Origin of the sequence: Streptomyces sp. NPDC096013 (genome assembly GCF_044763565.1) — a bacterium.
Taxonomy (GTDB): domain Bacteria; phylum Actinomycetota; class Actinomycetes; order Streptomycetales; family Streptomycetaceae; genus Streptomyces.
Map to the genome: position 1 here is coordinate 152,293 of NZ_JBIWGK010000014.1, position 19,711 is coordinate 172,003.

The following is a 19,711-nucleotide window of genomic DNA, read 5'->3' on the forward strand; positions in this document are numbered from 1 at the left end:
TCGGTCATGGCCGGAACGTGCCCCGGAGGAGCACGCCCGGCCCGATGTCGACCACCCTGCGGGAGCGACCCTGAAGCCACGCTGAAGCTTCCTGAAGACCGCTTCAGGAACGTTCTGCGACCCTGTGCCCATGCGCCTGCTGATCGTTGAGGACGAAAGACGCCTCGCCGCCGCCCTCGCCCGCGGCCTGTCCGCCGAGGGGTTCGTCGTCGACGTGGCCCACGACGGGCTCACCGGTCTGCGCCTGGCGCAGGAGCGGGACTACGACCTGATCGTGCTCGACATCATGCTGCCCGGCCTCAACGGCTACCGGATCTGCGCCCGGTTGCGGGCCGAGGGCGACGAGACCCCGATCCTGGTGCTCACCGCGAAGGACGGCGAGTACGACGAGGCGGAGGGCCTCGACACCGGCGCCGACGACTACCTCACCAAGCCCTTCTCCTACGTCGTCCTCCAGGCCCGTATCCGCGCACTGCTGCGCCGCCGCAACCGCGCGGGCACCCCCCCCGTCCTGCGCTTCGGGGACCTCGCCGTCGACCAGGCGGCCCGCCGCGTCGAACGGGCCGGGACCGACATAGCCCTGACCGCACGGGAGTTCGCGGTCCTGGAACACCTCGCCCTGCACGCCGGACAGGTGGTGTCGAAGACGGACATCCTCGCCCAGGTCTGGGACTTCGCCTACGACGGCGACCCCAACGTCGTCGAGGTCCACGTCAGCGCCCTGCGCCGCAAACTCGACACACCCTTCGGCCGACGCACCATCACGACCGTACGGGGCGCCGGATACCGGCTGGAGCCCGACGGCGGTCTCCTTGCCTAGGCCGCTCGCCTCCGTCCGCGCCCGCGCCGCGCTCGCCGCGGCCCTGGTCGTCTCCTTCGCCCTCGTGGTCACCGGCATCGCCGTGATCGCCGTACTGCGCCACAACCTCACCGACCGGGCGGCCCTGGAGTCCGAGGTCACCGCCCGTACGGTGGCGGGCGCCCAGGCGGCGCTCACCGGGGACTTCACCGCCCTGGACCTGCCCGAGGACCGGGACCGGCTCGTCCAGGTCGTCGACTCCGGCGGCCGGGTCCTCGCCGCCGGGGACGCACTCCACGGACGCGGCGCCCTCACGGACTTCGCCCCCGCCCCCGCCCCGACCGGCACACCGAGCACCACGCCCACCCCCTCCGCCGCCCCCACCGCCACGCCGACCGACGACGACAGTGGGGACGATCACGGCGGCGGGCGGGGGAGGGGCCGGGGCAGCGGACACGGAGGCGACGAGACCGACGGCACCAGCACCGAGGACACCTCGACCGACGACAGCGCGACCGGCGCTCCGGCACGCGGCAAGGTCAGCACCGACGTGGACCGCGAGACCCTGTCCGTGCGGCTCGGCGACCGCAGCCACGACTACGGCTTCGCCGCCGTCCAGGGCACGACCTACGACGGCCGCACCTACACCGTCTACGCCGGCACCTCGCTCGCCGACGAGCAGGCGACCCTCGACCAGGTCACCCGCACCATGCTTGCCGCCCTGCCGTTCCTGCTGCTCGTCGTGGCCGGTGTGACCTGGCTGGTCACCCGGCGCGCCCTGCGCCCGGTGGAGGGCATCCGCGCCGAGATGGCCGCGATCACCGGCAGCGGCGACCTGACCCGGCGGGTCCCGGTACCCCGTTCCCGCGACGAGATCGGCCGCCTCGCCCGCACCACGAACCAGACCCTGGCCGCTTTGGAGCAGTCCGTCGAACGCCAGCAACGCTTCGTCGCCGACGCCTCCCACGAACTCCGCAGCCCCATCGCCTCGTTGCGCACCCAGATAGAGGTCGCCGACCAGCACCCCGGGCTGCTGGACACCGGTGACCTCCACCACGACGTCGTACGCCTCCAGCACCTCGCCGCCGACCTGCTGCTGCTCGCCCGGCTCGACGCGGGCGAACAACCCGGCCACGCCGTCCTCGACCTGACGGCACTCGTACGGGAGGAGGTCGCCCGGCGCGCCCCGACGGACCGGGTGGTCCCGGACGTACGCGCACAGGACGATGACCTGCCCCAAGTCCTGGGCAGCCGAGGTCAGTTGGCCCGCGTCCTCGGCAACCTCCTGGACAACGCCCAGCGGCACACCGCCACCGCGATCACCGTGACCCTGGCCCGCGCGGGCGACGACGTCGTACTCACCGTCGCCGACGACGGCCACGGCATCGCGCCCGCCGACCGGCCCCGGGTCTTCGAGCGCTTCGTCCGCCTCGACGAGGCACGCAGCCGCGACGACGGCGGGGCCGGCCTCGGCCTGGCCATCGCGCGGGACGTCGTGCGCAACCACGGAGGCGACCTCACCGTGACCGAGGCCCCGTCGGGCGGCGCGGCCTTCCTGGTCACCCTGCCGCGCGCACCGCACGGCACCGGCGGCGCCCCCGCCTGACCGCGGCCCCTTTGCCGATGACCGCAGCCCCCTTCGCCGACGCCTGGAAACCCGGCGACCAGGTCCTCGGGCGGCACGAACCGGTCGCGGACGCTTTGGTATCGTCACGGCACCGGACCACCCCGCACCCCCACGGTCCGCACCACCAAGGCATTCCCAGCCGGTAACCCAGGCCTTCGAGCCGTCAGTCCGGCCCCAGTCGCCAGGATCCAGCGTGTCCGAGGCGGGGCATGCTCTCGCATCCAGAGGCAGACCGTCATGCGCAAGTCCCGGGCCGGCTCCCGCCGCGTCACCGTGCCCCTCTCCGCCGTCCTCACCGCGACGGCCCTCGCCGCCGCCGGCTGCTCCGGCTCCGACACCGGAACCGACGCCGACAGCCCGCCGCCGAAGTCCCCTACGGCGAAGGTCTCCACCCCGCCCGTCCACGCCGGCGTCGACTACCAACTCGGCGGCGCGTACACCCCGCCGAAGGGCGTCTCCGTCGTCTCCCGCGACCACACGGCCTCGCCCGCCCCGGGCGTCTACAACATCTGCTACGTCAACGCGTTCCAGGCCCAGCCCGACGCGGAGGGTGACTGGGCCGCCGACCTCCTGCTGCGGGACCGCTCAGGGAAGGTCGTCATGGACAAGGACTGGGGCGAGGCGATGCTCGACATCGGCACCCCGGCCAAGCGCGCGCGGATCGCGGAGAAGGTGGACGACTGGATCGACTCATGCGCGGACAAGGGATTCGACGCCGTCGAGCCGGACAACTACGACAGCTACACCCGCGCCCCGCACGGACTGCTCACCGCGGCCGACGCCGAGGCGTTCCAGACCCTGCTGGCCCGCCACGCGCACGCCCGGCACCTCGCCATCGCCCAGAAGAACACCCTCGAACTCGCCAAGGACCGCAAGCGGGTCGGCCTGGACTTCGCGGTGGTGGAGGAGTGCGGACAGTACGACGAATGCGGGTCCTACGTCGACGCGTTCGGCGACCGCGTCATCGTCGTCGAGTACACCGAGAAGGGCATGGAGAAGGCCTGCGCGGGCTGGGGCGACCGGATCAGCATCGTACGGCGGGACCTCGACGTCACCCCGGCCGGCCACGACGGCTACGTCCGTGAGACCTGCGACAGCCACTGACGGTCAGTCGAGGTAGTCCGCCCGCCCGTCGTCGTCGAGCTCGAAAGGGCCCTCAGGGATGACGCAGAACTCGTTGCCCTCGGGATCCGCCATCACGAGGAACCCGCCGTCGGCGTAGTGTTCCAGCCTGCGACCGCCGAGCATCTCGACCCTGTGCTGCTCGGTGGCGGGATCGGCGGCGGAGATGTCGAAGTGCATCCGGTTCTTGCCCGACTTGGGTTCGCCTGTTCGCTGAAAGCCCAGGCCCAGGCCGTTCTCCCGGCGCAGCCAGACATAGGGGCCCATGCGGCCCACGACCGGTCGACCGAGCACTTCGGACCAGAACGCGGCGAGCCGCTCGGGGTCCGTGGCGTCGACGATGAGGGCATTGATCCGCATAGGTGAGTCCGCCATGCCCCGATCCTCTCAAACGGGCGCTCAGCCGCCGGACTCCACCGGCGCGGCCCGGCAGCCGAGCGCACTCGTTCTGATGTACGCCGCGAATCGACGGCTCGTCACCTCCGCTTCGCGGACACCGCCAGGGCTTTGAACTCGTCCCATCGGACCCGGGGGCGGTCGAGCCCGCGACGCTCCAGATAGCGGGCGGTGGCGCGGCGCGTGCTGCGCAGGACCCGGATCGCGTCGGTCGGGCGACCCGTACCCATGGGCTCCACCACACTCGTGGGGACCAGCAGCCGGCGGTCGCCCGCCGTCAGGGTGCCGCGCACAAGGGCGTTGTGCATGTGGTTGAGCTGCTCGTCATGCCGGTGCACCAGGAGCGAGGTGGGACCGGCGGTCGCCGCGCAGTCGTCGGGTACCTCCACCACGAAGCCCTCGTCGGTCGGGACGGCCCGGGTCCGGGCGAGCACCGGCGCCCCGGAGGCGTCGCGCGCGGCGAGCACCGCCGAGGGGAAACGGGCGAGTTGGGCCGCGCCCGGCAGCGGATGCGGTCCCTCCGGGTCCCGCGGGGCCGACGGGGGAAGGGGCGGCCGTACGACGATCTGGTCCGGAGTGACGGTGATCAGCAGCCGGAGGTAGTACCAGTCCATCAACCGGCGCAGGGGAGGGGTGACATACGCCCTGCTGTGCGGCTGTCGCTCGAAGAGCATCCGCCAGTAGTCCTCGGCTCCCTCAGGTCCGGTCATGATCTCGTCGGGGCACTCGGCCCGGCCGCCGACGAAGATCTGCGGCGCGTGGGCGAGGCCGCTGCCGGTGGGGTCGGAGAAGAGGAGGGCGACGCGGTCGTCGCGGCGGATGTTCACCGCCTTCTGGCTGAAGGCCAGGGAAGTGCTCAGCAGCAGCGTGCCGTCCTTGCGCCGCCGCACCGCGGTCGGCCAGGCCAGTGGTGTGCCGTCGCGACCGAGGGTGACGAACTCGCAGGTGCGGTAGGCGTCCAGGACGTCGAGCGGCGCGGAGTCGAGAAGGGTCATCGGCCCTGCTCCCCGTCCAGCGGCCCGCGCATCGCCCGGCAGGCGGTCGCGTACTGGCGGCGGCCCACGGCCTTCCACAGCAGCCGGCCCACCAGCGGGGTCCTGCGCAGGAAGTAGGCCCGCTCCTCGGGAGCGGCGTCCTCCAGGATCGCGCCGAGCGCGATCAGGAGCCGGTTCTTGGGTATCCGCTCCAGCCCACGGCGTCCGACCAGATCCCACTCGGCGACCGTCAGATGCTCGGCGACCAGCGGGAGCACCAACTGCTCCTCGTCGTCGAGGTGTTCGAGCAGCGCGGTGCGGTGCTGCTCCAGCGCGAGAGCCAGTTCCTCCCCGGCGATGTGGTCCGCCGCCCGCTCCCACGCGGCTATCCACTCGGCCACGACCGTCAGGCTCACGTCGATGCGCTGGTGCTGCTCCTCCATGCGGGCGACCAGCCGGCCGTCCGCGGCACGGGTGTGCAGGTGCGGCCAGATGAGTTCGTCCTCAAGGGAGTGGTGGCTGTGCAGGCCCGACACGTACTCACGCAGGTGGTCGGCGACCTTCGCCGCGCGTGCCGTGTCGCCGTCGCGGACGGCGCGTACCAGGCGGGGCAGATACGCCGACTCGCGGCGGAAGACGCGATGGACCACGACCATCTCGTGGGTGTACGGACGCTCGGCCATGGGAAGTTCGTCCGTGGTGCTGCTGGGGGACACGCTTGCTTGCTCCAACGCTCGGATCTCGACAACAGTCGCCCAGGGTCGTGCGCCCCTCTTGGCATCCGCTTGGCGCGCCACTTGGCGGTGGCTTGGCGCCCCGGCCCGCTGCGATCCCCGCGGGCCTGCGCGGGAGGCGCGTTTATCGTCTGTTGACGGCTCGGACCCATGGCTCGGGTAGATTCCCGCGCCGTGCTGCGTATTCGAGTCCTGGGTTCACTGGGTGCCGATGACGGGGGGCGGCCGATCGACCTCGGCCCTCCACGCCAACGGGCCGTGCTGGCGCTGCTGATCGCGGCCCACGGCGGTGTCGTGCCCGTCGACCGGATCACGGACGCCGTGTGGCGCGGGGCTCCGCCCGACCGGGTCACGGTGTCCCTGCACACCTATGTGTCCAACCTGCGCCGCTCCCTCGAACCCGGTCGGCCGTCGCGCGCACCGGCGACCGTGCTGGTCACCGCGGCCCCCGGCTACGCCCTGCGGCTCTCCCGGGACGCGGTGGACGCCTGGCGCTTCGAGACCTGGGTGCGGCGCGCCAGGACCGCCCCGGCGGAGGAGGCCCGTGTCCTGCTCGCCGAGGCGCTCGGCTGGTGGCAGGGACCGGCCTTCGCGGAACACGCGGACGAGACGTGGGCCCGGCCCGAGGTGACCCGTCTGACCGCACTGCTCGCCGAGGCCCGCGAACTCGCCGTCGCGGCCGACCTGGACACCGGGCGCCCGGCGGAGGCGGTACCGGCGGCCGAACTCCTCGTACGGGAGAGCCCGTTGAGGGAAGAAGGCTGGCGGCTGCTCGCCCTCGCCCAGTGGGCCTGCGGGCGCCAGGCCGACGCCCTCGCGTCACTGCGCGGTGCGGCGCGCGTGCTCCGCGACGAACTCGGCTGCGCCCCCGGTCCGGCGCTGACCGAACTGGAGTCGGCCGTGCTGGAGGGCAGAGCCGACGTGCTGCGCGCGCTGGTGCCGGGGAGTACCGGGCCGTCGTCCGTCGTCGCGGTATCGCCGGGCGGCGGGGTCGACGTGCTGCCGGGCGGCCCCGACGCGTTCGGCGGCGGCCGTGCCCAACCGGGCACGGAGGTCGATGTCGTCACGAGCCACGACGGTGAACCACGCACCGCACCCGCCCTCTTCGTGGGCCGCGGCGACGAACTGCACGCCGTGGCGTCCGCCGCGCACGCCGCCCGTCGGCAGGGCGGTGTGGTGCTGGTCACCGGGGAAGCGGGGGCGGGCAAGTCGGCGTTGCTCGGCCGGATCGAGGGACAGCTGCGGGCGGGCGGGTGGACGGTGGTGGTCGGGCGGTGCCCGGAGTACGAGGGAGCACCGCCCGCCTGGGCCTGGGTGGAGGCCCTCGGCGCGCTGGCCCGTGAGGCGCCGCCCGCGCGGCCCGAGGAACTGGCGGTGCTGTTGCGGGATCAGGACAGCGCGGCCGTGGCGACCCGGGACGAGGCGGCAGTCGGGCGCTTCCGGATGCACCGCGCCTTCGCCGCGTGGCTGCGCGCGGCGGCAGGCGAGTCCCCGCTCGCCGTCGTCCTGGAGGATCTCCACCGCGCCGACGGCGAGACCCTCGCCCTGCTGGAGGCGGCGGCAGCGGTGACCGGTGTCCCGCTGCTCACCGTGGCCAGTTACCGGCCCGCCGAGGTGGGCGAGCACCTGGTCAAGACCCTCGCCCAGCTCGCTCCGTCGGCGCCCGCGAGGATCGCGCTGCGGGGACTGGCGCCGCACGACGTGGCCACCGTGGTCGAGGCCGTGTGCGGTGAGCCCGTGGACGCGACGACGGTCGCGGCGCTCGCCGAACGCACCGGCGGCAACCCGTTCTACGTCCTGGAGAGCGCACGCCTGCTGGCCAGCGAGGGCGCTTTGGTCGCCGTCTCCGAGGTACCCCAGGGAGTGCGCGACGTGCTGCGCAGACGGCTGGCCCTGCTGCCCGCCGGCGCCCGCTCCGCCGTACAACTGACCGCCGCGGTCGGCCTGGAGGCCGATGTGGCCGTTCTGCTCGACGCGGCCGACACCGACGAGGACGCGGTACTGGAAGGACTCGACGCCGCCCTCGCCGCGGACCTGCTGACCGAGTCCGGCCCCGGACGCGTCCGCTTCGTGCACGCTCTGGTCCGCGACACCGTCTACACCGACCTGTCGGGTCTGCGGCGGGCCCGGCTGCACGCCCGGATCGCGCAGGTGCTCCGGCACCACCGCCCGCACGAACTCGCCGCCCTGGCCCACCATTTCGCCCGCTCGGGCAGCCCCGAGCACACCTCCCTCGCGGTCGACTACGCGCTGCGGGCCGCCGAGGCCGCGGAGCGGCGCTACGCCCACGAGGTCGCCGTGGACCTGATCGAGCAGGCGATCGCGGTGCACTCCGCGGCCACCGGCGCGGCGACCGAGGCCGCCCAACCGGACGACACAGTGCGCCTGTTGGTGCGGCTGCTCGGTGCGCAGATCCGTGCGGGCTCCACGGACGCGGCCCGGCACACCCGCCGACGCGCGGTCGAACTCGCCGAACTGGCCGACCGCGGCGACCTGGTGGCCGCCGCCTACGGCGCCTGGACCGAACCCTCACCCTGGCGCAGCAGACTGGAGGGCTTCTACGACCGCACCTCGCTGGAGCGCATGGAGCGACTCGTCGCCGATCCCGGCCTCGACGACCCCACCCGCGCCCGGGTGTTGCAGGCCTACGTCGAGGCGGTCGCCGTGGAGGACGCGCCCCGGGCCCTGGAAGCGGCCCGCAGCCAGCTCGCTCTCGCGCGCGCGAACGGCGAACCGCGCCTGCTGGCCGCCGCGTTGATGACCTCGGCGAGACTGCTGCCGCATGAGACGCAGGCCCCCGTGCGGGCTCCGCTGGTCACCGAATTGCGCCGGATCGCCCGCACCCACGACCTCCCCGCCTACCGCTGGGTGTGCGAACACCTCGACGGCATGACCGCCGCCGCGCTCAACGACCCCGCCGCGGTACGCCGCCACACCGAACGCGGACTCGAACTCGCCCGCCGCTACCGGATGGTGTGGGCGCAGGGCCTGGGGGCGGCGACCTCGGCGATGCTCGCGACGGTCGCCGGCCGCTTCGACGTCGCCGAGGCCGAATACGCCGAGGCCGACGTCCTCCTGCGCCGCGTCGGCTCCCGTCACGCCCGCGGGCTGCGGATACTGGGCCTGACCACGATCCGGCTGGCCCAGGACCGCCCGGCCGAGATCGAGCCCGTGATGCGCGCGGTCTACGAGACGGTGGGCGCCCCCGTCGGAGTGGCGCTCGCCCTCATCCTGGCCCGCCTCGGCAGGCTCGACGAGGCACTCGAGGTGCGGTGCCCACCCGAGCCGGTGACGGATCACCTGCACGGCCTGGAACTCGACTACCGCGCCCAACTCGCCGTCCTGCACGCCGACACGGACACCGCGTCGAAACTCGTCGCGCACCTGCTCCCGGTCCGCGACCAGCTTGGCGGCGCGGCCGGAGCCGCCTACGCGACCCGCCCCCTCGCCCATGCCCTCGCCGACCTGTACCGACTCCTGGGTGAGGACCGCTCCGCGGCCGACAACTACGCCCTGGCCGAACACACGGCGCTGGCCTGGGGTTCAGCCCACCTCGCCGCCCGCGCCCGCGAGGCCGCGGCACACCTCGCCGCGGACCGTGCACGACGGCGCACGTTCACGACGTAGGGGGATGAGAGACCAGCTCGCTGGATTGTGCGCGCACGATCCAGCGGGTGCGGTTGACTGACGATCCGTCAGTCGGCAGCGCCTGCCTGCGGGGAGGGGTGAACAGATGATCGCGAGCGACCCGCACAACATCGCACCGGGCACCACCCGCAGCGCCTCGCGCAGTTCCAGTACGGTTCCCAGCGCACCGCCGGCCATGGTGCCCAAGGGGATCATGGTGAGCCGTCTGCCCGAGGCCGCGGGGACCAGGAGCGCGCTGCGCTTGCTTGGAGTGCACTGCAAGGCCATAGCGTCGGGACAGCTGAACCAACCCCCCGCGTGGACACAGCATCCCGCACGACCAATGAGATGGGCGGCAAGTGACAGGCAGTCAATTCACAACGCATGCGGAACTGTTCGATCTGCGTGGAAAGCGCGCGCTGGTCACCGGTGGCACCAGAGGCATCGGGATGATGATCGCGCGCGGTCTTCTCCAGGCGGGCGTCCGCGTGGTCATCAGCTCACGCGACGCGGAAGCGTGCGCTCAGGCGCAGGAAGAGTTGTCCGCGTTCGGTGAGGTGCGGGCCATCCCCGCCGACCTCTCCCGCCACGATGAGTGCCGGCGACTGTCCGACCTCGTCACCGCCGACTCGGAGCGTCTCGACATCCTCGTCAACAACGCGGGCGCCATGTGGGACGAGCCGCTGGAGACGTTCCCGGACGAGGCCTGGGACACGGTCGTCGACCTCAACCTGAAGTCGCCGTTCTGGCTGGTGCAGGCGCTGCTGCCCGCACTCCGCGGAGCGGGCACCGCCGACGATCCCGCGCGGATCATCAACATCGGCAGCATCGCCGCCATCCACATCCCCCATCGGCCCAACTACTCGTACTCCAGCAGCAAGGCCGCGCTGCATCAGCTCACCAGAGTGCTCGCCAGGGAACTGGGACCGCAGCACGTCACCGTGAACGCCGTGGCGCCCGGCCCGTTCCCGTCGTCGATGATGGCCGCGACCCTCGACGAACTCGGCGAGGCGATCGCGGCGTCGGCCCCACTGCGCCGGATCGGCCGCGACGACGACATGGCGGGTGTCGCCGTGTTCCTCGCCAGCCGGGCAGGCGCGTACCTGACGGGTGCCGTGATTCCCGTCGACGGCGGGATCGCCACCACCGCGTAGGCCGCGTGGCGATCGTGTGCACGGTCGACCGTGGCTCAGTGCCGAAAGCTCGTTGAACTGGCCATGGTGGAGGCTGGGCACGCGAGTTGATCGTGGCGGAGCAGCGGATCACCGGGCGCTCACCGACATCCCCGCCACAGCCACCGTCACCGGCTCGGTTCTGCTGGAGGGCGCCTTCCAGTTGCCCAATGACGCGTGCGCCGCCCGCTCCACTCGCCGGGGTGGCCCCCTGGGTGTACGCGTATCCCCACAGGGACGTCGTCGCGTCGACCCGGTGTCGATCAGCTGGCCGGGAGCCCGGACGGGACGCCTGCGCTAAGCCGACTCGCGCACGACCAGTTCCGGGTCGAAGACGACGGACGTCGCCTCGGTACGTACGCCGTGGATGTGTTCGTCGAGCAGGCGGGCCATCTCCGCCGCCATCTCCTCGACCGGCTGACGGATGGTGGTCAGCCGGGGGTGGCAGGTCACGGCGACGCTGGAGTCGTCGAAGCCGACCACCGCGACGTCCTCGGGCACCCGGAGTCCCTGTTGCCGTACTGCCTGGCAGGCGCCCTGCGCCATGAGGTCGTTGGCGGCGAACACACCGTCAAGGCCGGGCCGGCGGGTCAGGAGGTCCGACATCGCCGCGAGTCCGCTGTCCAGGGTGAACTCGCCCTCGGCGACGGGGACATGGGGGTGGCCGTGGCGGGCGAGCGTGTCGCGGAACCCGGCCAGCCGCTCCTGGCTCGCCGCCACGTCCAGGGGGCCGCAGACCGTGGCGGGCCGGCGGCAGCCGCGGGCGAGGAGGTGCTCGGCGGCGAGGCGCCCGCCGTCCCGGTGCGCGAGGTCCACGTAACTGAGCGGGACCGGACGGGAGGGGCGGGCGAAGAGCACCGCCGGCAGCCGGGCGTCGGCGAGCAGGGCGGGCAGCGGGTCGTCGGAGTGGGTGGAGACCACCAGGGCGCCGTCGGCGCGGCCCTGGCGCAGATAGGTCAGCACCTCCTCCCGTGCCTCGGCCGACTCGGCGAACATCAGGACGGGGTGCATCGAGCGGGGGCGCAGGAAGCCGACGATCCCGCCGACGACCCGTCCGAAGAACGGATCGGCGAACACCCGTGTGGCGAAGGTGTCCTGGCCGGCCTCGGTGATGTCCCCGGCGCCGGACACCACCAGGGCCACGGTCTCGGCCCGCCGGGTCACCAGGGAGCGGGCGGCCCTGTTGGGCGCGTAACCCGTCCGCTCGATGGCCCGTCGGACCACTTCCTGTATCTCCGGATCGACGTTGCGGATGCCGTTGACGACCCGGGACACGGTGGCCCGGGAGACGCCGGCCTCCCGGGCGACGTCCTCCAGTGTCGGGGCCTGTCTGCTCATGCGGGCACCCTAACGGACGTGCGGTGCGCGGCAATAGAGCGCTCTCCCGGAGCGGTCAGGACACTCCGGGAGAGGCTCGTCCGTCAGGCGTAGACGCCGAACTCGTACAGCGAATACCCCCAACCCGTGCCCCGCGCCGTGCCGTTGACGCGGACGTAGCGGCCGGTCCCGGTGACGTCGAAGTCGTCGATCCCTCCGTTGCCGTCGGAAACGGTGCGCACGGTCTGCCAGTTCTGGCCGTCGTCGGAGGTCTGGATCGTGTAGGCCTTGGCGTACGAGGCCTCCCAGGACAACTGGACGTGCCGGAACGTGGTGCGGGTGCCGAGATCGACCTGGAGCCACTGGGGGTCGCTCCAGTCACTGGCCCACCGCGTGGTCTGGTTGCCGTCCACCGCGTTGGCCGCGGTACAGGGGCAGTCGCCGTAACTCGCCTGGTAGGACGAGGCGGTGGCGGGTTTGCCCCGGGCCACGTCGGTGCCGGACGGCACCGGTGGGACGACCCGGATCGAGCGGGTCTCGACGCCGACGTTGCCCCGGCCGTCCGTCGCCTTGACGTACACCTTCCAGACGCCCGGACGGTCCGGTGCGGTGATCCTCAGTCGACCGCCGCCCAGGTTGGTGGACGGCAGTGAGACCAGGTTCTTGCTCTGGTCGATGTAGTTGCTGTTGTCGAGCACCTCGTACGAGATCGGGTCGCCGTCGGGGTCGGTGGCCCGCACGGACAGCACCAGGTCGCGGTCGGCCTGCACCTGCCCCGCACCGCCCTCGACGGTCAGGTCGGAGATGACCGGCGGGGTGTTGTCGTGGCTGGTGTCGCCGCCGTAGGCCCGTTTCACCGCGTAGTACGACAGCCGTTTCTGGCCTGCGGGCAGCAGGTTGAACCAGATGCCGCCGAAGTCGTACTCGGTGCCGTAGTGGAACATCGTGGCGCCCAGCGCGACCCCCTTGTGCCCGGTGACGCAGTTCCAGGCGCGGGTGTAGCCGTCGGCCTTGGCCTGGTCGGAGGGCTCCAGGGGAACGCCGTTGGCGTCATTCGGGACCTCCCACTCACCGGCCGGTCCGGTCTCGGTGACGATGTAGGGCTTGGTGTAACCCCCTTGCTGCCAGGCGGACTTGATGTCGCAGACCGCGTTGTAGGAGTTGACGGCGTACAGGTCGAGGTCCGGCGCGTTCTTCTTGAAGTAGGGCCAGGCCCCGACCCACGCGTCGGTGGACGTGACGGGGTGGTTGGGGTCGACGGCGTGGATCTTCTTGGTGATGTCGTTGACGAGGGTGGTGTAGGCGTCGCGCTGTCGCTCCAGCTCGTCGCCGCTGTAGCAGTTCTGGAGCCCGAGGACCGACTCGTTGCCGACGTCCCACATGAGCACGCCGGGGTTGTCCTTGTAGGTCTGGACCCATTGGGGGAACTCGGTGAGGACCTGGTTCTTGTAGGCGGTGTCGGTCAGGTAGTTGACGCAGCCGCCGCTGCCGGGTCCGCCGCCGGGCTGGAGCCAGAAGCCCGCGACGACCTTGATCCCGTGGGCCGCCGCCGAGTCGAACAGCGGCTTGCTGGAGGCGTCGGTGCCCCAGGTGCGGATCGTGTTGACGCCCATGGACTGGAGGTCCGGCATGTACTTCTCGGCGTCGGCGACGCTCGGGCCCCAGGTCAGTCCCTTGACCTGGTACGGCTGCCCGTTCACCGTCAGCTGCCAGGCGCCCTGGCTGCCGGTCACCTTGACGACGTTGCCCGCGGCGTGGGCCTGGACGGCGGGCAGTGCGGCGAGGAGTCCGGCCGTCAGCACGCCGGCGGTGAGAGGTGCCGCGATGCGGCGTGTTCGGGTTCGCGTTCGTGTACGGATGCGGGTGCGTGGGGGCATGCGCGGGCTCCTTACGGCAGTCGGTAGTTCTCGTCGAGCGCGGCGCCCGCCTCCGGGTGGGTCTGGTCGTAGCCGCGCGCGTCGCACTGCAGCCCGCCGACCACGCAGTGGTCGACCAGTGCCTTGAGCGTGGGGGCGTCCCAGGCGTTGAAGAAGTCGTAGTGGAAGGTGTGGCCCGCTCCGCTGGACAGATGCACCTGCGACATGTCGCCGTTCACGGGGAAGGCCATCTTGAACTCGATCATCGGCAGCGCGACCGGGTGGTCGGCCGGGCACATGTTGTCGTTCGTGCCGGGCTTCACCACGGGGTAGGCCATGTGGCTTTTGTGGTCGGGGGTGTCGAGGTACTTGCCGTCCCAGCAACTGGGCGCCTGGAAGCGGATGTTGAGCTGGACGTCCGCGCGGTTCGGGCAGGTCGCGGGGAACTCGACGTTGAAGAAGCTGTCACCGCACTCCCAGCCCTCGACGAAGCCGGGGTGGTGCCGGAAGTCGTCGGCGCTCTGCATGGGGCTGCCGACGACGAAGCGCAGGCCCTTGGGGAACGGCCGGACGCTCGTGTAGTCGGTGACCCCGGCCTTGTAGTAGATGACCTGCGGCCCGACGGGAAGGATCTGCTGGCTGCCGTTGTAGAGCGTGGGCATCCAGTAGCCGGACAGGTCGCCGGGAGCCTTGCACGTGGTGCCGCCGGCCGACAGCGAGGCGGTGGTGCTGTTGGCGTCGGTCGTCGTGTTGCCCATGAAGGTGTGGTCGTGGGACTTGCCCGGCTGTTGCGGATAGACGATGGGGTCGTCCGGCCGGGTGTGCGTGACCGAACAGTTGGCCTGGAACTCGTGGAAGTAGCGGTGCGGCGGATTCTGCGTGGACGGCGTCACGCCGGTGACCGGAGGGTTCGCGGGGATGTAGCCGTCGCCGTCCGGGTCCTCCGGGGAGTTGGCCGTGGACGCGGCCATGGCGTGACCGGAGTGGGTGGCCGCGAACGACTGCGCGGCGGCGGTGTGCGGTGCGGGTGCCCCGGCGCTGATGGCGACGCCGCCGAGGCCGAGCGAGGTCAGCAGGAGCGCGCCGGTGATCAGCGTGGCTGACAGGCCTTTCGATCTCCTGGACATGGAGACCTCCTCCTGAACGGTGGGGGTGTCAGAGGTGGTCGCCCGGTGCCCTCATGACGTGACGTCGGACGAGATGAGGTGACGTCGGACGCGTTGGTGCGAGGGGATGCCGGGAGACGATGGGAGAGCGCTCTCCCGCCGAGGAGTGTTGGGGCCATGTCATCAAGGTGTCAAGGGATCCGGCAGAAGTGGACCCCGATGGTTTTCAACTCCCGTGGCGCTGCCGGAAGTTGAGACTCAGGGGTTAAATCAAGACGTGAACTAAGCGCGCCAGGTGAGGCCTTGGCTGATCGACCCGCCCAGCTCGGGGGAGGGAGCGGAGGGAAAGTGGCGCCGACTCCGGCCGGGGTGACGCTGCCGGACTGCGCCACCCACGCGATGCCGACTCGCCTCGCTTCGCCTTCAAGGCTTGACGGGAGCCGCACCGCGTCCGGTTCGTTCGCCCTCTTTTCGTCCATGTCACGCCGTTCGTAGCGGTGTGCCGACTCGACTTTCGTGAAGGGAAGTTAAAGAAACTCGCGTCACGACTCTTGCCACCCCAATGGTTCATTACTTAAATCAAACCGTGAACTAAGCATCGCGTCAGGCCAGTTCGTGGACGCCGAGCGCTGGGTAGAGCCTGCCCGGCGTTCCGGTTCCGTGTGTCCGCTTCGCTCGTCACCCCACCCGCATGGAGTCACGGCATGAAACTCAGATCCTTGGGTGTCGCGCTGGCCGCAATGGCCGCGCTCGTCACCCTGCCCCTGCACAGCAGCCCGGCCGCGGCGGCAGACCTGCCGCTGTCCCAGGGCAGGACGGCCACCTCGTCCTCCGACGAGAACGCGGGCACCGTCGCCGCCAACGCCGTCGACGGCAACACCGCGACCCGCTGGTCCTCCGCCGCCACCGACGCCCAGTGGCTTCAGGTCGACCTCGGCTCCACGGCCACCATCACCCAGGTCGTCCTCAACTGGGAGACGGCGTACGGCAGCGACTACAAGATCCAGACGTCCGCGGACGGCAGCACCTGGACCGACGTCAAGTCCGTGACCGGCGGCGACGGCGGCACCGACACGCTCGACGTCTCCGGCACGGGCCGCTACGTCCGCATGTCCGGCGTCCACCGCGCCACCCAGTACGGCTACTCCCTCTGGGAGTTCCAGGTCTTCGGCAGCACCGGCGGCACCACCCCGCCCGCGGGCTGCGACACGGCCAACGCCGCGCAGGGCAAGACGGCGACCGCCTCCTCCACCGAGAACGCCGGCACCCCGGCATCGGCCGCCTTCGACGGCAACACCGGCACCCGCTGGTCCAGCGCCGCCTCCGACCCGCAGTGGATCCAGGTCGACCTCGGGTCGTCCCAGAGCCTGTGCCGGGTCGACCTCAACTGGGAGACCGCCTACGGCAAGTCCTTCCAGATCCAGGCCTCGGCCGACGGCCAGACATGGACCACGCTCAAGTCCGTCACCGACGGCACCGCCGGCTCGACGTCCTACGACGTCTCCGGCCAGGGCCGCTACGTACGGATCAACGGCACCACCCGTGGCACCGCCTACGGGTACTCGCTCTGGGAGGTGGCCGTCCACACCGGTTCGGGCGGCGGCAGCGGCCCGGTACAGGGCGGCGGTGACCTCGGCCCCAACGTGATCGTCGTCGACCCCTCGACGCCCAACCTCCAGGCGAAGTTCGACCAGGTCTTCGCGCAGCAGGAGTCGAACCAGTTCGGCACCGGCCGCTACCAGTTCCTCATGAAGCCCGGCACCTACAACGGGATCAACGCGCAGGTGGGCTTCTACACCTCGATCTCGGGCCTCGGCCTCAACCCCGACGACGTCCACATCAACGGTGACATCACCGTCGACGCGGGCTGGTTCAACGGCAACGCGACCCAGAACTTCTGGCGTTCGGCGGAGAACCTGTCGATCACGCCCTCCAACGGCACCGACCGCTGGGCCGTGGCCCAGGCGGCCCCCTTCCGCCGCATCCACGTGCAGGGCGGCCTCAACCTCGCCCCGAACGGCTACGGTTGGGCCTCCGGCGGCTACATCGCCGACTCCAAGATCGACGGTACGGTCGGCCCGTACTCCCAGCAGCAGTGGTACACCCGGGACAGCTCCGTCGGCGGCTGGACCAACGGCGTCTGGAACATGACGTTCTCCGGTGTGCAGGGCGCCCCGGCCACCAACTTCGACTCCGGCCCGTACACCACCCTGGACAACACCCCCGTCTCGCGCGAGAAGCCGTACCTCTACCTGGACGGCAGCACGTACAAGGTGTTCGTGCCCGCCAAGCGCACCAACGCACGCGGCGTCTCCTGGCCCAACACGGCCGGTTCGTCGATTCCGCTGGACCAGTTCTACGTGGTCAAGCCCGGCGCGACCGCGGCCACCATCAACACCGCCCTCGCCCAGGGCCTGAACCTGCTCTTCACCCCGGGCGTCTACCACCTCGACCAGACCATCAACGTCACCCGGGCGAACACCGTCGTCCTCGGTCTCGGCCTGGCGACCATCATTCCGGACAACGGCGTCGACGCCATGCACGTGGCGGACGTCGACGGAGTCAAGCTCGCCGGCTTCCTGATCGACGCCGGCCGCACCAACTCCAACACCCTGCTCCAGATCGGCCCGGCCGGCAGTTCCGCCGACCACTCCGCCAACCCGACCACCATGCAGGACGTGTTCGTGCGCATCGGCGGCGCGGGCCCCGGCCTCGCCACCAACTCCGTCGTGGTCAACAGCGACGACGTCATCGTCGACCACACCTGGCTCTGGCGCGCCGACCACGGCGAAGGCGTCGGCTGGGAGACCAACCGAGCCGACTACGGTCTCGTGGTCAACGGCGACGACGTCCTCACCACCGGTCTGTTCGTCGAGCACTTCAACAAGTACGACGTGCTGTGGAACGGCGAACGCGGACGCACGATCTTCTTCCAGAACGAGAAGGCCTACGACGTCCCGAACGCCGCCGCCATCACCCATGACGGCATCGTCGGCTACGCGGCCTACAAGGTCGCCGACTCCGTCAACGTGCACGAGGCATGGGGTCTGGGCAGCTACTGCAACTTCACCTCGGACCCGTCGATCGTGCAGGCCCACGGCTTCCAGGTGCCGGTCAAGACAGGGATCAAACTGCACGACATCCTGGTGATCTCCCTGGGCGGCAAGGGTCAGTACGCCCACGTCGTCAACAACACCGGCGCACCCACGTCGGGCACGGACACCGTTCCCTCGAAGATCACGTCGTTCCCCTGACGGTGACCGCGACGCCGGTCTGACCGCCGACGCCGCCCACTGACAGGACACGGGTGCCGGGTCCTCCTCCGGAGAGGGGGCCCGGCACCCGCACGTCGTGCGCGGGGCACTGCCTCGGGGCTACGCGGGCAGGGTTCCCGGGGCGTGCTGTGCGGCTGTCGCCGTGGCGGCCGTGCGCAGGATGCCCTCGACACCGTCAAGGAACGTCTCGCGGATCAGAGTCGGGTCGAAGAGGCAGCCGGCGGCCATGGCGCCGTCACGCAGCATGACGAAGTGCCGGCCCGCGGCGTCGGAGGGCTCACACCCCGCGTCTTCCAGCAGCTGTGTGGCGGTGTCCAGGAACCATTGCCGATGAGCCAGCACGGCCTGGTGGACGGGGTGCGCCGGGTCGGGGTACTCGGCCGCCGCGTTCAGAAAGGCGCAGCCGCGGAAACCGGGGGACTGGATGCCGTCCCCGATGGACCGGCTCACGGCCCTGACCGTGTCGGCCGCGGACAGGTCCCCGGTCCGGGCGGCTTCCACCTGGGCCCGGATGCCGCGGTCGGCTTCCTGGAGGTAGGAGACGATCAGCTCCTCCTTCCCCTTGAAATGCCGGTACAGCGTGGCGCGGGTGACCTGGGCCTCCGCGATGATCCGGTCCACACCGACGGAGTGGATCCCCTCGGCGTAGAAGATCCGGGTCGCCGTGCCGAGCAGCCGCGCCCGCGCCGCGGAGGTGCCCTCGGCTTCTGTACTCACGCTCATGCCGTCACCCTACCAACCGACGAGGGAGAACGTTCGGTCTTGACAGCCGCAAGCGGAAGCCCTTTGAATGAGTGACGAGACCGAACGTTCTCCCTCGTCGCGAACCATCCGTCGTTCGCGCGCCGTTCGCCGCCTCACTGGCCCTCGCCGAAAGGACCTTCGTGAACACCTCATCCACAGCCCCTGCCCCCGCATCCGCCCCGGGTCTCGCCGTGAATGACGCGGCGGCGCTGCGTCGCCTGTATTTCGTACGCTTCGCGTTCGCCGTGGTGTGGGCCGCCCTGCTGTTCGCCTCCGCCGACGACCTGAGTCCCCTCAGCGCGACCCTGCTGGTGATCTATCCCCTGTTCGACGCGGCCTGCGCGGTCGTCGACGTCAGGTCCGCCAGGGCGAGCCGCGCGCCGGTACGCGGTCTCTACGCCAACATCGCGCTGAGCACCCTCACCGCCGCCGGGCTGGTGGCTGCCACGGCATCCGGAATTCCGGCCGCCCTGCGGGTCTGGGGCGTCTGGGCCGTCACCGCAGGGCTGGTCCAACTGGTTGTCGGCGTCCTGCGCCGAGGACTGGGAGGGCAGTGGCCGATGATCGTCAGCGGCGCCATCTCCACTCTCGCCGGTGCCTCCTTCATCGCCCAGGCGGGCAAGGACAACGCCTCCCTGAGCAGCCTCGCCGGTTACGCCACCCTCGGCGGAGTCTTCTTCCTCATCTCCGCACTCCGCCTGGGGCGAGCCAACAGGACCACCCGACTTCCTGGACCTGCCGATCGAGCGGTGTAGGCGGAAATCGGTTGAGGGCACTGCCGGGTTGCACCAGCCGTTTCGTCGGCTGCCGCGACCCGGCTTCGCCTGTCGACCGTGGGCAGTGGCTCCGGGGAGACGGGATGCGGGCAGGTCGCCCGCGTGCGCGTCGGAGCCAGCGAAATCCCATCGTGTTCGGCCGCAGCAGCAGGTCAGCGCCTTGGGATACGTGCGAGAGGGGAACAC

At 71.1% G+C, this 19,711-nt stretch carries 14 protein-coding genes; 7 read left to right on the forward strand and 7 right to left on the reverse strand.

Annotation, left to right across the window (positions count from 1 at the left end):
* Nucleotides 1-130 precede the first annotated feature (130 nt).
* From ACIRB1_RS36180 to ACIRB1_RS36190, 3 genes are all read left to right on the forward strand, one after another.
* The gene (locus ACIRB1_RS36180) at nucleotides 131-820 is read left to right on the forward strand and encodes a response regulator transcription factor (RefSeq protein ID WP_403468481.1); all 690 of its coding nucleotides are present in this window, start codon (nucleotides 131-133) and stop codon (nucleotides 818-820) included.
* Entirely contained in the window at nucleotides 813-2,405 is a 1,593-nt protein-coding gene (locus tag ACIRB1_RS36185; protein ID WP_403468482.1) for a sensor histidine kinase, read from the forward strand. Before ACIRB1_RS36180 ends, ACIRB1_RS36185 begins: the two co-directional genes overlap by 8 nt.
* A 258-nt stretch (nucleotides 2,406-2,663) precedes the next feature.
* Entirely contained in the window at nucleotides 2,664-3,530 is an 867-nt protein-coding gene (locus tag ACIRB1_RS36190) for an endo alpha-1,4 polygalactosaminidase (RefSeq protein WP_403468483.1), read from the forward strand.
* 3 nt (nucleotides 3,531-3,533) lie between these two features.
* Here ACIRB1_RS36190 and ACIRB1_RS36195 read toward each other — a convergent pair whose 3' ends face one another.
* The 3 genes from ACIRB1_RS36195 to ACIRB1_RS36205 all read right to left on the reverse strand — a co-directional run bounded on the left by ACIRB1_RS36195 (nucleotide 3,534) and on the right by ACIRB1_RS36205 (nucleotide 5,634).
* Nucleotides 3,534-3,923 carry a VOC family protein gene (locus ACIRB1_RS36195; protein WP_403468484.1) on the reverse strand — a complete coding sequence of 130 codons (390 nt, stop codon included), beginning with the start codon at nucleotides 3,921-3,923 and terminating at the stop codon, nucleotides 3,534-3,536.
* 101 nt (nucleotides 3,924-4,024) lie between these two features.
* Entirely contained in the window at nucleotides 4,025-4,939 is a 915-nt protein-coding gene (locus ACIRB1_RS36200) for a pyridoxamine 5'-phosphate oxidase family protein (RefSeq protein ID WP_403468485.1), read from the reverse strand.
* A complete protein-coding gene (locus ACIRB1_RS36205) occupies nucleotides 4,936-5,634 on the reverse strand; it encodes a hemerythrin domain-containing protein (protein ID WP_403468486.1) in 699 nt (232 codons plus the stop codon). Before ACIRB1_RS36205 ends, ACIRB1_RS36200 begins: the two co-directional genes overlap by 4 nt.
* Nucleotides 5,635-5,835: 201 nt before the next feature.
* Between ACIRB1_RS36205 and ACIRB1_RS36210 the strand changes: the two genes are divergently transcribed.
* Together ACIRB1_RS36210 and ACIRB1_RS36215 are read left to right on the forward strand one after the other, a co-directional pair.
* Nucleotides 5,836-9,279: a BTAD domain-containing putative transcriptional regulator gene (locus tag ACIRB1_RS36210; protein WP_403468526.1), complete on the forward strand. Its 3,444-nt coding sequence runs from the start codon at nucleotides 5,836-5,838 to the stop codon at nucleotides 9,277-9,279.
* Nucleotides 9,280-9,638: 359 nt separating this feature from the next.
* Nucleotides 9,639-10,433, forward strand: a complete 795-nt coding sequence (locus ACIRB1_RS36215) for an SDR family oxidoreductase (RefSeq protein WP_403468487.1) — start codon at nucleotides 9,639-9,641, stop codon at nucleotides 10,431-10,433.
* Nucleotides 10,434-10,748: 315 nt separating this feature from the next.
* Here ACIRB1_RS36215 and ACIRB1_RS36220 read toward each other — a convergent pair whose 3' ends face one another.
* The 3 genes from ACIRB1_RS36220 to ACIRB1_RS36230 form a co-directional block, all read right to left on the reverse strand.
* A complete protein-coding gene (locus tag ACIRB1_RS36220; RefSeq protein WP_403468488.1) occupies nucleotides 10,749-11,789 on the reverse strand; it encodes a LacI family DNA-binding transcriptional regulator in 1,041 nt (346 codons plus the stop codon).
* An 83-nt stretch (nucleotides 11,790-11,872) separates the two neighbouring features.
* Entirely contained in the window at nucleotides 11,873-13,645 is a 1,773-nt protein-coding gene (locus ACIRB1_RS36225; RefSeq protein WP_403468489.1) for a discoidin domain-containing protein, read from the reverse strand.
* A gap of 11 nt (nucleotides 13,646-13,656) precedes the next feature.
* Nucleotides 13,657-14,751: a DUF1996 domain-containing protein gene (locus tag ACIRB1_RS36230; RefSeq protein ID WP_403468490.1), complete on the reverse strand. Its 1,095-nt coding sequence runs from the start codon at nucleotides 14,749-14,751 to the stop codon at nucleotides 13,657-13,659.
* A 683-nt stretch (nucleotides 14,752-15,434) separates the two neighbouring features.
* Between ACIRB1_RS36230 and ACIRB1_RS36235 the strand changes: the two genes are divergently transcribed.
* Nucleotides 15,435-17,984, forward strand: a complete 2,550-nt coding sequence (locus tag ACIRB1_RS36235) for a discoidin domain-containing protein (RefSeq protein ID WP_403468491.1) — start codon at nucleotides 15,435-15,437, stop codon at nucleotides 17,982-17,984.
* Between the two features lie 120 nt (nucleotides 17,985-18,104).
* Here the strand turns inward: ACIRB1_RS36235 and ACIRB1_RS36240 are convergent, their stop codons facing one another.
* On the reverse strand, nucleotides 18,105-18,728 hold the full coding sequence (locus tag ACIRB1_RS36240) for a TetR/AcrR family transcriptional regulator (RefSeq protein ID WP_403468492.1): 624 nt from the start codon (nucleotides 18,726-18,728) through the stop codon (nucleotides 18,105-18,107).
* A 161-nt stretch (nucleotides 18,729-18,889) separates the two neighbouring features.
* On the opposite strand from ACIRB1_RS36240, the gene ACIRB1_RS36245 reads away from it, so the two are divergent.
* Nucleotides 18,890-19,504 carry a hypothetical protein gene (locus ACIRB1_RS36245; protein WP_403468493.1) on the forward strand — a complete coding sequence of 205 codons (615 nt, stop codon included), beginning with the start codon at nucleotides 18,890-18,892 and terminating at the stop codon, nucleotides 19,502-19,504.
* The last annotated feature ends 207 nt before the right edge of the window (nucleotides 19,505-19,711 follow it).